Below are 14,682 nucleotides of genomic sequence, written 5' to 3' on the forward strand. Positions count from 1 at the left end.
CCTTATCAGTTATTTTGTTGTAATGAATGGATGTTTAAACGCCTAAAGTGGCTCCTCCATCAACCACAATTTCTTGCATGGTAATTTGTGCAGCTTGATCAGAAAGTAAAAAACTCACCGTATTGGCAATATCTTCAGGTTGGGCTAATTTCCTTAAGGGAATGCCTGTACGGTATTGGCTTAAATCTCCATCGATTACCGCAGGCGGAGGTGAATTATCTGTCCAAAGCTGCTGCTGCATTTGAGTTAGAGTAGAGCCTGGTGAAACAATATTAAGCCTGACTTGATGAGGTGCAATTTCAAGCGCAAGATTACGGCAGTAATGGCTCAATGCAGCTTTTGTAGTTGCGTACATGCCAAGTTGTATACGTGGCATCCGTGAACTATTTGAGCTAATCGTGACAATACTTCCCTGCTTTTTTTCACAAAAATGCTTGGCCAGTTGTTGACTAATCGCAATAGGTGCCATGACATTTACTGCGAAAAGTGTTTGCCAGTCTTCTGTTTTTGCTTCAAGCATAGAACGCATAATCAAAACGCCCGCCGCATTCACTAAACCCGTCACGCTATATTTGTTTAAAATATTGTTAATGAGTTTTGCTGTTGTTTCTTGATCAGTAATATCTTGCTGAAAGCCTTGCCAACGTGAAATTTCACCTTCTTCTAGCTTTTGAGTAATTTCCCATTGTTCTGGGTTTTCCTGTCGGTCGATGCCGATGACTTGATACCCTTGCTGCAATAATTTTTTTGCAATAGCAGCTCCAATACCTCTTGCAGCACCTGTGACTACGATGGTAGAGCTCATGTTTTACTCCAGTTTGACTCGAATATTAAATTGCGCCACATAATTGCAAATAATTATCATTATTATCAAGTGCGATAAATATCAAACATAAGATTACAATCTAAATCAAGTTATTTATTAACCATAAATCTCACTTAAATTATTGTTTTTAATTAACATTAGCAAAAAGCATCTTTTTTTATTGATTATAATGATAATTGTTTTCATTTACTAATGAGAATCATTCTGATAATTTGACCGCGCTTTCTTGTCGAGATGGACTCAAAATGAAGCCATTTTCTCAACCCTTACATCGCCTATTTCAACAACTCAATGTTGGGAGTGAAGTCTGGTGGAATACCGTAAAAAAACTAGGTAGCCCGCTAGTCACCCTACAAAAAAATAAAGCGCTATGTACCTTTATTTGGCGTAGTTCTGAACTCAAAGAAAGCCTTTTTGTTTATATCGATATCTATTCACAAAGCCCTTCTATCTATCAAAAGTGGAATCGTTTTAGCCGTATAGCTGGGACAGATGTGTACTTTTTTGAAATAGAGTTGCCTCTAGCTTGGGCTGGTAGTTATGTGGTCGTGACATCTAGTGAGGAAGCCCCTAAAACAGATTGTGCAGCAACACGACGCGCATGGTGGCAAACCCAGCTTAAACAGAATGCTCAAATTGATCCATTCAATCAACATCGGTTTTACACGGGACATCTGGCTCGATATATCAATCAAATTCAACTTGAAAACACGAAATCTTTAATAGCCGATTGCCCGATTACAAAAACATTTCAATGGTCAAGTCGCTTATGCCAGCAGGACTATTTAGTCGACGTTTTTATTAGTCATCAATCAACTCAAGAAGACTTACCACTCATCATTTTGCTTGATGGCCAAATCTGGAGCCGAGAGCTTCCGATTATTCCCGATCTTCAGCATTTAACTGTTTCAGATAAGATTCGCCCAGCAGTTTATGTTTTTGTTCATAGTTTAAATAGTCAACAACGCCAACAAGATTATGGTTGTCATGATGCATTTAGTCAGGCGTTGGTTTATGAACTTATTGAAACGCTTCTAAAAGAATATTCCTTTATTTCTAAAACAGACATTACCTTATGTGGTCAAAGTTTAGGTGGATTATGCGCTTTACATAGCACCTTGTTGTTCCCGACCATTTTTACTTCTCTGATTTTACAGTCTGGATCTTATTGGTGGTCAGATTTTTCGAACAGTACGTTAGGTCAAAAATATAAAGGGAATATTTTAGAACTGCTTCAAAACCTATCTCATCCATTATCAAAAACAACTCAAATTTATATCAGTGCCGGCACGTATGAAACCGATATGCGGGACGATGCCCTACAGCTTTATCAACAATTGCAATCATTCAATCAAGTGAGCTTTCACAGTTTTTCAGGCGGACATGATGCCGTGAACTGGCGTACCGACTTGCTTAAGGCATTGCAAAAAATTCTTTCACTATAACCATTTGTTTCATCAAGGATAACAATATCATGAGCAACTTACAGGAAAACTATATTAATCCTTTCGATAACGAAAGTTTGTCTTTTCAGGTTTTAAAAAATCAACAAGGTGAGTTCAGTTTATGGCCTGCTCAACATCAGGTGCCATCGGGTTGGGATGTTCAGCATGGACCGGATACACGGGCTTCGTGTATTGCATATGTGGAAAAGCACTGGGTTGCGATTAACCCCTTTCAACAAGCGTAAAGGAGTATTGGCATGAATCAGGCATTAAACAATGAATTTACTCCGGACCTTTCACAACCCGCTCGTTTTGAATTGGCCTCTACTCAGCTCGGCATTTTCCTTGCCGATCATTTAAGTTCAATTGAAGATTTATATACCATTGCACATTGTTTGGAACTACCAAAAACTGTCGACATCCCCACATTTAAAAAAGCAATTCAAATCGGCTTAAATGAAGCCGACACGGTCATTGCTTCATATTCATCTGACCCGTCTCAACCCTTTATTGAGCTTAATAATCAAGTTCAGTTTCAAATCGAAGAATTTGATTTTTGTCATTTAACGCCCAAAAAAGCTCAACAACGCTTATGGGACTGGATGCCATCAGATCGTCAATGTGCTAAATCACTTAAAGCTGGTGAAACTCAACTGTTCCGTCAGGTGCTATTTACGACACATGAGAAAGTGTATTGGTATCAACGTTATCACCACATCATGCTTGATGGCTTTAGCATGATTAACTTAACCAAACGTATTGTTGAGCTATATCAACACTTACAAGAAGGAAAAGATCTTTCGGTTTCCCCGTTCATTGGCGTCAATGATGTTATTTCAGAACGTCAGGCTTATGAAAATAGTCATCAATTTAAAATAGACCAAACTTTCTGGAAAGCTTATTGTGAAGATTTACCGAGTCCAATTAGTTTAAGTACTCATCATTTAGCGGCAAAAACTACAGCAACATTTGTTAAGCATCAGCTGCGTTTTTCGCAAGGAATTTTAGAGCAAATTCAGGCTTTAGCTGCGCAAACCAAGTTGGCTTTGAATGACATGATGATGTCATTGTCATTACATTATATTTACAAAATAACCGATAAAGCTGAGTTGGTTAACGGTATTCCATTTATGCGCCGTTTAGGTTCAAAAGCGATTCGCTCAACCTTACCTACGGTAAATGTCCTACCTGTGAAGTTTAAAGTTGCTGAAAAAGACAGTTGGGTGAGCTTGGCTCAACACGTACAAGAGCAATTACGAGAAATTCGTTCGCATCAAAAATACGATGCAGAACAAATTTTAAGAGATTTAAATAGTATCGATATTCATGAGCGAATGTACGGCCCTATTTTAAATTATAAAGCTTTTGATCAAGACTTGGTTTTAGACGGTGAAAAGGTCAAAACACACCATATTTCTACAGGACCAATTGATGATTTTGAGTTTTCCTTTATTGTTCAAGATCATGAACTCATTATTGAACTACGTGCAGATTCGCAGCGTTATACACAAGATGAGCTATTTAACCACGGTCAACGCTTAACGTTATTGCTCGAACAAGCCTTGATTCGTCCAGAACAGCCATGTAGCAATTTTAATATTACAACACCACAAGAGCTTACTGCCCTGACCCAAAGTGGTATTGGTCCGCGTGTTAGTCATCCTGAACAATATAATAATGTTTTAGATATTTTTTATGAGCAAGTGAAAAAATATCCTGAACGTACCGCCATTGTGAGTGGTGAACGTCCAAACCTTCAGCATCTCAGTTTTGCTGAGCTTGCAGTAAAAGTGAATCAACTGACTCGTTTTTTACAAGAAAATGGGGCCAAAAAGCAAACTGTGATTGCGGGAGCTATTCCTCGTTCGATTGACTCAGTTGTGGTGATGTTATCTGTACTCAATTCTGGTGCGAGTTTCTTACCTCTCGATTTAGATTATCCAATCGATCGTATGCAAATGATGTGTGAAGATGCAAATCCATTATTTGTATTAACGACACAAGCTCTTGCACAGCAACTACCACAAAATATTCAGCAGTTACATCTTGATCAGGAAGGCGTTCAAACACAAATTCGAAAGCAAGACGCGAGTGATATTCCTGCCGAAAATCGTAAATTTGATTTCCAAGATGTTGCATATGTAATTTTTACCTCAGGAAGTACGGGTCGCCCTAAAGGAGTAATGAACACACATGGTTCTTTACTCAACCTCATTTTGTCGCATAAACCAACCATTTACTGGCCTGTATTAGAAGCGGTAAATGAGCGTTTCCCTGACCGTCCGTTACGTGCAGCGCATACCCACTCTTTCTCGTTTGATTCATCTTGGTTGCAAGTTTTCTGGATGTTATGGGGCCAAGAGCTACATATTTTTGATGAAAACATGCGTCGTGATGCATTTGGCTTAGTGCAAGAAATTCAACAACGACAAATCGATACACTGGATTTACCGCCATCTTTTTGTGCGCAAATGATGACAAACGGCTTATTTCTTGAAAAACAGCATCATCCAAGTCTTATTTTGATTGGTGGTGAAGCTGCTCCGTTAGCCTTATGGCAACAGCTCAATGCTCAGCCAGCGCTTTTTGCTCATAACTTATATGGCCCAACAGAATATACAGTTGATACTTTCCGGGCAGAATTAAAACAGACCGCTCGCCCTGTCATTGGTAACCCTATTGGTAATACACAGGCCTATGTATTAGATCGTCATTTACAACGATGCCCGACTGGCGTCATTGGTGAGCTGTATATTTCTGGCTTTGGGATCGCCAATGGTTATTTAGGCCGCGCTGACTTAAGTGCTGCCCGCTTTGTAGCGAATCCATTTGAACATGGACAGCGCATGTACCGTACGGGTGATTTAGTCCGCTGGAATAGTGCGGGTAAACTTGAGTTTATGGGGCGCTGTGATGACCAGATTAAAATTCGTGGTTATCGAGTCGAGATTGGTGAAGTTGAAAATGCACTTTCGATTTTAACCAATGTTGAAAGCGCAGTCGTGATTGCAGAACCGATTAATAACAGTCATCGTTTACTTGGTTACTGTGTAGTCAAAGACATTGAACTTGATGAAAAAACCAGTGAACAACTAAGTCAGCAATATTTAAGTCAGTTACGTCAAAACTTACCTGAATATATGGTGCCTTCTGCTCTAACTGTCATGTCCGAGTTCCCACGAAATGTAAGTGGTAAAGTCGATAAAAAAGCACTGCCGAAACCTCAAATTCGTACCCATAGCCGAATGGCTGAAACGCCTGAACAACAGCTTTTATGCCAAATTACTGCATCTGTTCTTAAGCTTGACGCTATTGGGATTGATGATGACTTCTTTATGACAGGTGGCGATAGTATTTCGGCTATTATGCTTTGTACTCAATTGCGCCAACGTGGTTACGGCTTAAGACCAAGTGATGTATTCCAATTTAAAACAGTCGCCGCTATAGCGCCGCAACTCACCCGTTTAGATGAACAACAAGCGGCCGTTTCAAAACCGTTATTTTCAGCGGACCTAGAACAAAAGGTTCAAGAAAAATATGGAAAAAACAGCACGATTTTGCCTTTGCTTCCTTTGCAAAAAGGCATGCTGTTCTTATCTCAAGTAGAAAATCAATCAAATTATAATGCCTTTACTCGTCTTAGTTTAAATGGAGACATTGATCCGGTACGTTTACAGCAAGCGTTGATTACCGTATTAAAACGTCACCCTCAATTAGGTGGGCATTTTGATAGCGAATTAGCTGAAGAGCCTGTTTTTATCTATTCATTACACCCTACTCAAGCTTGGCCAGTTCAGTTTTGTTCGGTGACTTCCGATTTACTTGAGCAAACCATTCAAGAGGCATTACAGCAACCGATTCACCTTGACCAACCCTATGGCTTAATTCGGGCAACCTTAATTCAACATGCTCCTGAACAGTCAGAATTATTGATTATGGTGCATCATCTTTTAACAGATGGTTGGTCAACTCCACTATTTTTACAAGACTTTATTAAAGCCTATCAGCAAACGAACCAACCACTGCCAGTGCTTGAACATAGTTATGAAACGGTGATTAAAGCTTTATCTGGGCGTGATCATGAAACGTCAAAAGCTATATGGCAACGTGATTTAGCTGATTTACAACCACTTATTTTATTTAATCAAGCACAGCAAGCTGTACAGGAAACGTCATATCGTTTAAGTGCCGAGTTGGGTGCAAAACTTCAACATAAATTACGCCAACAAGGCATCACGCTCAATGTCTTCATGCAAATGATTTGGGCAATGACTTTAAATATTTATGCTCATCGTGAAGATATTGTATTTGGTACTCCTGTTTCGGGGCGTTCGGCGCCTATCAATGGTTTAGAGCAGCAGATTGGATTGTTTTTAAATACGATTCCGGTGCGTGTAAAACTCAACATGCAGCAAACACTTTGGGAACAATTGCCTCAGTTACAGCAATTGCATGTTGAACATTTAGAACATGATGGTTTAGGACTAAGTGCAATTCAGCAATTGATAGCTCAGGGTAATCTTTTCGATAGTTTGTTAGTCGTAGAAAACTACCCAGATAACCAGTATTTACAGCAAAAACTTGGTGATGCTGCTATTTCCAAACTTACAAATCGCGGTTATAGCCATTATCCGCTTGCTTTGTTGGTTATTCCTGATCATCAAATTGAGCTATTGCTCGAACAGCGTGGTGTAATTGATCAGCCAGAACATTTCTTAGAGCGAATGGTTCAATTGATTGAAATTGCACTAAATGAACCAGAGACTTCTCTAGCTCATTATCGCTTACAGCTGGCTGAAGAACACGATTTAATCCAGAAAACAAATCAAACTCAATACTATGTTCGCCAAAGCACGTTACAGCAATTGCTCAGAGAACAAGCTCGAATTACGCCTGAACAAACGGCGTTATCTGATGAAAATCATCAGCTCAGTTTCAGTGAAGTGCGTTTGCAAGTTTGTGCTTTAGCACAGCAATTGCAAAGAGCGGGTGTACAGGCTGGAGATATTGTTGCCGTTGCCTTGCCAAGATCAGTCAAACTAAGTATTGCGATTTTGGCGGTAATTGAAGCAGGTGCAGCTTATTTACCTATTGATTTACAACATCCGACTGAACGCATCAAATTTATGTTGCAGGACGCTAAATCTAAACTTGTGATTGGTGAACAAAAAGATTTAGCAGCTATTGTTCACCCATCAATAGCTACCTTTGCTTTTAATGAATTATTTGATGAAACCAAGGTTGATTTAAGTAACTATAAAACGACAGTTATTACCCCACAGCACCCGGCATATTTAATCTATACATCGGGTACAACAGGCCAGCCAAAAGGTGTCATGGTTTCTCACCAAGCCATTGTGAACCGTATTTTATGGATGCAATCAGAGTATCCGCTATCAGCAACCGATACGATTTTGCAAAAAACACCATGTACTTTTGATGTTTCGGTATGGGAGTTTTTCTGGTCATATTTAGTAGGTGCACGACTAGTGATGGCACCTATAGATGCACACCGTGACCCATTGGCATTATTAAGTCTCATTCAAAAATATCAGGTAACCACACTACATTTTGTACCGTCAATGTTGGCTGTCTTTGAAAATGCTGCTACCGAAATTTTGTCATCTGCTCAGCGTCAAAGTTTACCAATTCGCCGAGTGTTCTGTAGTGGTGAGGCATTACCAACAGCTCTAGCAAAATCATTTACCGAGTCTTTTAGTTGTGAGCTACATAACTTATATGGCCCAACAGAAGCGGCCGTAGATGTGAGTTATATGGATGCAACACTAGGTTTACACCCTGAAGAAAGTAGCGTCGCAATTGGTTATCCAGTCTGGAATACCCAGCTTTATATTTTAGATCAATACTTACGCCCTGTTCCTGTTGGAGTGGACGGTGAGCTTTATTTAGCTGGTCATCAACTTGCCATGGGTTATTTGCATCGGCCGGACTTAACCGCATCACGTTTTGTGGCAAATCCATTTACAGCAGGTCAACGCATGTATCGCACTGGTGATATTGCTCGCTGGCATGCTGACGGTCGTATTCAATATGTGGGCCGTGCTGATGACCAGTTAAAGATACGTGGGCAACGTATTGAATTGGGTGAAATTGAACAACAATTACGCTTAATCAGCGGTCTTGATGTGGTTGTACATCCTATTTCTTCTGAAAAAAATAAAGCTGATGTTCAGTTGGTTGCTTACTTGCAAACAACAGCACCTGTGGATATTGAGCGGTTAAAGAAACAATTGGCGAAACAGCTTCCTGTATATATGGTCCCGTCTCACTATGTATTAGTCGAGCAATTCCCATTAAGTCATAATGGTAAGTTGGACCGTAAAGCACTACCGCAACCACAGCTTGATCTTTCAAATATAGAAAAACAGTACGCCACTAGTGCTTTTGAGCATGAACTGACACGTATTTTCCAGCAAGTTTTAAATACAGATCAAAATATTGGTGTAAACGAAGATTTCTTTGCGATTGGTGGACATTCCATTTTGGTGATGAAGCTTGCAATTGAAATCCGAAAAGTATTTAAGCGGACCATTCCAATTGGCCAGTTGATGAGTCATGTCACGATTCAACGTTTAGCAGCTTTACTGCTTACACAAGAACGTTTAGCAGAAGTTGAACAAACTGGCATGCAGCCTATTTTACCAATCCGTTCTGGTTCAGGGCATCCATTGTTCTGTTTCTTCCCTGGTTCTGGTTCGGCATGGCAATATACAGTGCTGAATCGTTATCTAAACTCTGAATTACCCATTATTGGGTTGCAGTCTCCTCGACCTGAAGGCCTATTGGCAAATAGCGCTGATATGGACGAACTGGTTGAAAAACAACTTGAGATTATTCGTAAGCAACAACCAACAGGACCTTATACGTTACTAGGTTATTCACTTGGCGGCACTGTGGCTTATGCCGTTGCAGCGAAGTTAACTGAACAAGGTGAAAAAGTTGATTTTCTCGGCTTATTAGACACTTATCCTGCTGAAATTCATCAGTGGTTAGATTTGTCGATAGAGGAAATGAATGCTGAAGCTGAACAAGAACAGCTTCAATTCTTCAATGATATTTTAGCCGATGCAGATACGGCATTAAGTGAAGAAACCCGTCGTTTACAAGAAGATATTTTCGCGAACTACCGTGATGCCGTCCGTTTATTAAAACCGTATAAAATGCCGCACTTTGATGGTGAACTACACTTAGTTGTCGCTGAAAAAGACTTGCTGCCGTATATCCAACCAGAACAACAATGGTCACCTTTAGTTAAAAAACTCAATATTGTTCGACTCAGCGAAGCGGACCATACCGATATATTGTCTCCACAGCAGCTTGAAACACTTGGTCCGATTTTAAACCGCATGATTTGTCAGGCGCGCGGTTTAGAGGAGCATACACCATGAGTTTCAAATCTGTATTGACTGATTTTAGTCTTTTAAAACGTAATTCTCATTTCCGACATGTATTTATTGCCCGCACATTGTCATTGTTAACCATTGGCATGTTGGTCGTGGCTATTCCCAAACAAGTCTATGACATCACGGGTAACTCGCTTAACGTTGCAGTTGCAATGGCTTTTGAAGGCATTGCCATGTTTATTGGCTTGTTACTTGGTGGTTTGCTGTCTGATCGCAAAGATCGGAAATGGCTAATTTTATTGGCACGTGGTGTGTGTGGTTTAGGCTTTGCAGGCCTCGCGATTAATGCCATGTTTGAGCATCCTTCGCTTTATGCCATTTACTTTCTTTCAGCATGGGATGGTTTCTTTGGTGCACTCGGTGTAACGGCAATGATGGCGATCATGCCTGTGATTGTAGGGCGCGAAAATATTGTACAAGCCCGTGCAATCAGTATGGTATCCGTACGGCTTGCAACGGTTATTTCACCAGCAATCGGCGGTATATTAATTGCTGCTAGCGGTGTTGCGACCGTGTATTGGGTCTCAACCGTAGGTACTTTACTCACTGTGTTTTTATTAATGGGACTACCTGCGCTTAAACCGCAACATGTATCAAATGGCGAGAGCCCTCTTCGCCAATTAGTTCAAGGTTTTAAATTCGTTTTTAAAAATAAAGTAGTCGGTAGCACGATTTTAATTGGCACATTGCTTAGTTTCAGCAGTGCTATTCGAATTATTTTTCCGCAAATGGCAGATGAAATTTTTCACGGCGGTGCATTCGAACTCGGGCTTATGTATACGGCAGTGCCTTTAGGCTCGACTTTAGGAGCTTTACTCAGTGGCTGGACAACACGTTTACTCAGACCTGGCTTGGTCATGCTCTATACATGTTTAGGTGTTTTTAGCTGCATGATTATGATTGGACTTTCACCGTGGTTAAGCGTGACTTTGCCCATTTTATGTGTATTTGGATATTTGATGTCGATTGCCAATTTGCTTCAATACAGCATTGTGCAAGGACATACGCCTGATGAATATTTAGGGCGTATTAACGCAATTTGGCTTGCACAAGATGCGTTAGGCGATTCGATTGCCACTACAACTTTGGGTCTCTTAACTCGGTTCTTACCAATATCCGGAAGTATCCTCTTCTTTGGCATATTAAGCTTTGCAGTCGGTTTTATGTTCTTATTCAACTCTCAAGATATGCGGGAAACAGGATTCCAAGATCCTAAGTTACAAGAAAATTAATCTCTAAATAAAAAAGAAGGCAATTCGTTGCCTTCTTTTGCTTTAAGCAGAATGAAGTGCCTGAAAAACCCAAGTCATAATATGGTCTTGTTCTATGGTCCAGCCACCGTCATAGTGTTCTAAGAGTTGATAGCGCTGCTGAATTTCAGGAAAAAAATTTAGCGTTAATGTTTGATTTTCAAAATTAATATCGACTATAGATGCTTCCAAGAAATCAATATATTGCTTTGCAGTGGGATAAACCGCTTTATATAAGCTTTCTTTTACAGAGAAAATTAAGCTCACATAACGGGCAAAATCAAAAAACTCAGCCGCTTTACTTTTCCATAAATCAAACTCAGATGGTGTTAAAACAAGATGTGCACTTTCTTGAGCAAATTCTGAGGTCACCCAGTGTTCAATATCAATTCCTAAATAAATCGCATTATTAGATAGCGCAACAATTAACTTATTTTGTGAATGACTAATACTTCCCAAAACATGGGATGGCCAGATGGGTAAATGTTCGTGCATCGAGGTTATTGACTGATCTAAACCAAAATGATGACTTAAAACAGCCTGAGCCAATACTCTCCCACAAAGGTATTCTTGTTGACGTTTTGGATGTGCTTGAGCAATTTTTAGGGGATGCTCTAATTGCTGGTCTATATGCAAATGATGCGTTTTTGATAAATCTAGACCATAACAAAATAGCTCGGATGTAAAAAAAATAGGGTGCGAAATTTCATAAATTGATTTACTGAGTGGTTCAGGAATGTATAGATAATGACTCACTGGATTCGGCTTCAAAATAAATATTTTTAATGAGTTATCTTCTATCTTAACTTACATACTGCAAATCTATAAATAATTATATTTATCATTTGATAATAATTATTATTTACTTATACTGTTGGGTAAATTTTGACTTTAATTTACTTATAAACATCGATTATGAAACTTATAGGACTTTTTTTGACCCTGTTGGGAGCGGTCAGTATCTATTGTAGTCATAGCAACCAGAATCTGTTTTCTCAACATCTTCCTACTCTCTTTAAGTATTTGGGTCTAGTGCTATTAGGCATTGGATTTATTGCACTCTTTGCAAGCTTACCAAAAGTTGTTGCCGCTTTTTGCTGGTTCATGCTCATCATTTTTGCGTGGTCGTTTCTTCCCTTTATGGCGCTTTTTAAACGGAAACTGGTCTCATGAAAGCTAAAATTCAGTTTCCTATTCAGCCAGATTGGTGGGGTAAAACCTTTGCTGGTGGTGTTTTAGGTCTAAGTCTTTCTATCGCGATTGGTAATTTGATTGTTTTATTAGGCCAACCTTATATAGCCATGGATTTATTAGTGCAATTGGGGATGTGGAGCGTTCCGTGGTGTTGGATGCCTATTATGTTTGGCAGTTATTTTTTTACGTCTGGGCGAAAAGCGCTTATCTATTTATTCATTGCGAATGCCCTAGCGTATAGCTGTATTTTTGTATTACGGGGTTAAACATGAAAGTACGTTCAGACATCATGAAATTAGCAAAAAGCATGCATACTTGGGTGGGTGTATGTGCAGGGATTTTGCTTTTTATCTGTTTCTTTGCTGGTGGGCTCAGCATGTTTCAGCACCATATTAGTAAGTGGGCTACGCCAACACAGCAAGTTTTACCGAAAGTCTCACCCGATCAATATAATGAACTCATTCAAAAAGTACAGACGGCCTATCCTGCTGCGCCAAAGAACTTCACACTAAATTTATCGTCCAATGAATTTCACTATGCGCCTATTACGTGGAGCGAACATGAACGTGGAGATGGCTTTAATGCTGCTCAGACTACGTGGATGGCAAGCTTAGATGAAAAAGGTCAGTTAATCGTTGCTCAAGAAAACTTATCTAAGGCTGGTTGGCTAATTGAACAGTTGCATGAAACGGCAGGCATACCCGGCATGGCAGGCCATCACGGACTAGGCCTTTATGTGATGGGTGTTGTTTCGATTTTATATTTTCTTGCCTTGCTTTCAGGAGTGATCATACTTTTACCAACCTTGGTAAAAGATTACTTTGTTATTCGCCCTGGTAAAAATAAAAAGCGATTTTGGTTAGATGCGCATAACGTGATTGGAATTACCAGCTTACCTTTCCACATCATTATTAGTATTAGCGTTATTGTCTTTGCTTTTCATGACTTTTTTTATGATGCGATTGGACAACTTGCACTCAAAGGACAGCCTGTTTTTCAGCGCTCTGCGCCTGCACTTATTCAGCCTAAACAAACACAAATCGATGTTCAGCAAATATTAGCTCAAACTAAAAAAGTAGCACCTGAATATTCAGTCGACTATATCCAGTTCAGTGGTCTAGATAAGCCTGAAAAAGCCAATGCACGTATTGCTCTCTATAGCGCAGATCAGATGTTGCGCGGTGCAAATCATGACTTTATGCGTATGAACCCCTATGCAGTTGAGCACTTTAATCATAAAGGCATTAACACACAGACTGATGCCGGTAATAAGCTAATCAACGCCATGTTTAGTCTACATTTTGGAAGTTTTGGCGGTACGGGCGTACGCTGGATTTATTTTGTTTTAGGTGTTGGTGGCGCTTTCTTGTTTTATACAGGTAACATCCTTTGGGTTGAAACCCGTGCACGTAAACAAAAACGTGCTGAAGATCCAGTTCCTGTTCAACGTAAAGATGTGGTGTTCCTCGCGAACTTAACGATAGGTTCATGTTTAGGATGTGTTTTAGCAGTCGTGGGCACAATGTTAGCCAGTCGTTGGCTTTTCGCTGCTTTCAATATTGAAAGTATGAATCACCTATTTATCTATGGTTATTATGCGATATTCCTACTGACTTTGATTTATACCTTTGTGATTGGCTATGCAAAAGCTTTACCACAACTGCTGTTAACCTTGGTTTTAGTATTATTTGCGATTCCGCTTACATCCCTTTTAGCTTACTTCATTCCTCAAAGTGGCTTATGGGTACATAGCGGAGAAATATTAGTGGTTGATTTCTTAGCTATCATTTTTGCTTTCGCTTTCTGGCGTTTTTATCAACAAGCCCAAGATCGCCTAAAATCTGCTCCAACAGGCAGTTTATGGGCGAGTTAACAACCTTGAATGAACCAGACTGAAATAATGTGTGAAATACGAAAAATTATAAAATCCACATTGTTTCAGTCAGTTGTTTAATTTCTTGAATATCATGACTCACATAAAGCATTGGAATTTTTATTTCCTCTTTTACTTTCTGAAAAAAAGGAATAATTTCAGCTTTATGGTTCGCATCAAGTGCTGATAAAGGCTCATCAAGCAGTAATAGCTTAGGTGAATATAACAATGCTCGTCCTAGAGCTACGCGCTGTTTTTCCCCTCCAGAGAGTTTAATCGGCATACGTTGTAATAAATGCTCTAACTTTAATAATTCAATAATATAATCTGCTTCAAAGTGACGTTCTTGTTGGGATAGATGTTTAAGACCAAATAATAAATTTTGCTTTACCGTTTTATGCGGAAAAAGCTGAGCATCTTGAAAAACCAAACCAACATGTCGCTTTTGCGTGCTCAAATTAATTTTCTGATTTGAATCAAACCATGTTTGATCCTGTATTTTAATGACTCCACTGCGTGGTGTATTTAATCCTGCAATGGCATGTAGAATTGATGTTTTACCTGCCCCAGAGGCACCGAATAAGCCAATAACAGAAGCATCTGACTGGAAACTAGGTTCAATATGAAATTGACCCATTTGTAGCTGAAAACGGCATTCAATCAACATAAT

Annotated in this window: 9 protein-coding genes; 6 read left to right on the plus strand and 3 right to left on the minus strand. The window is 39.6% G+C overall.

Going from position 1 to position 14,682, the window contains the following annotated elements:
• Positions 1-34: 34 nt before the first annotated feature.
• The gene (locus POD11_RS07205) at positions 35-805 is read right to left on the minus strand and encodes an SDR family oxidoreductase (protein WP_262456799.1); all 771 of its coding nucleotides are present in this window, start codon (positions 803-805) and stop codon (positions 35-37) included.
• A gap of 266 nt (positions 806-1,071) precedes the next feature.
• On the opposite strand from POD11_RS07205, the gene fes reads away from it, so the two are divergent.
• Genes fes through entS form a run of 4 tightly spaced genes read left to right on the plus strand, consistent with a single transcriptional unit; the run spans position 1,072 to position 10,927 of the window.
• Positions 1,072-2,271 (plus strand): enterochelin esterase, encoded by a 1,200-nt coding sequence (gene fes, locus POD11_RS07210; RefSeq protein WP_262456800.1) that lies wholly within the window; start codon positions 1,072-1,074, stop codon positions 2,269-2,271.
• 29 nt (positions 2,272-2,300) lie between these two features.
• Positions 2,301-2,516: an MbtH family protein gene (locus POD11_RS07215; protein WP_003651732.1), complete on the plus strand. Its 216-nt coding sequence runs from the start codon at positions 2,301-2,303 to the stop codon at positions 2,514-2,516.
• Positions 2,517-2,528: 12 nt separating this feature from the next.
• Positions 2,529-9,680, plus strand: a complete 7,152-nt coding sequence (locus tag POD11_RS07220; protein WP_262456801.1) for a non-ribosomal peptide synthetase — start codon at positions 2,529-2,531, stop codon at positions 9,678-9,680.
• Positions 9,677-10,927: an enterobactin transporter EntS gene (entS, locus tag POD11_RS07225; protein WP_262456802.1), complete on the plus strand. Its 1,251-nt coding sequence runs from the start codon at positions 9,677-9,679 to the stop codon at positions 10,925-10,927. Before POD11_RS07220 ends, entS begins: the two co-directional genes overlap by 4 nt.
• 42 nt (positions 10,928-10,969) lie before the next feature.
• Here the strand turns inward: entS and POD11_RS07230 are convergent, their stop codons facing one another.
• Positions 10,970-11,701, minus strand: coding sequence for a 4'-phosphopantetheinyl transferase family protein (locus POD11_RS07230; RefSeq protein WP_262456803.1), 732 nt, complete (start codon positions 11,699-11,701; stop codon positions 10,970-10,972).
• 413 nt (positions 11,702-12,114) lie between these two features.
• Here POD11_RS07230 and POD11_RS07235 point away from each other — a divergent pair, with 413 nt between their 5' ends.
• Both POD11_RS07235 and POD11_RS07240 read left to right on the plus strand, forming a co-directional pair.
• Positions 12,115-12,405, plus strand: coding sequence for a hypothetical protein (locus POD11_RS07235; RefSeq protein ID WP_262456804.1), 291 nt, complete (start codon positions 12,115-12,117; stop codon positions 12,403-12,405).
• A gap of 2 nt (positions 12,406-12,407) precedes the next feature.
• The gene (locus tag POD11_RS07240; RefSeq protein WP_262456805.1) at positions 12,408-14,012 is read left to right on the plus strand and encodes a PepSY-associated TM helix domain-containing protein; all 1,605 of its coding nucleotides are present in this window, start codon (positions 12,408-12,410) and stop codon (positions 14,010-14,012) included.
• Between the two features lie 46 nt (positions 14,013-14,058).
• On the opposite strand, the gene POD11_RS07245 is transcribed toward POD11_RS07240, so the two are convergent.
• Positions 14,059-14,679, minus strand: coding sequence for an ATP-binding cassette domain-containing protein (locus POD11_RS07245; RefSeq protein WP_262456806.1), 621 nt, complete (start codon positions 14,677-14,679; stop codon positions 14,059-14,061).
• Positions 14,680-14,682: the final 3 nt, after the last annotated feature.

The sequence above is a fragment of the Acinetobacter sp. P1(2023) genome (assembly GCF_028367635.1).
Taxonomy (GTDB): Bacteria; Pseudomonadota; Gammaproteobacteria; order Pseudomonadales; family Moraxellaceae; genus Acinetobacter; species Acinetobacter pittii_E.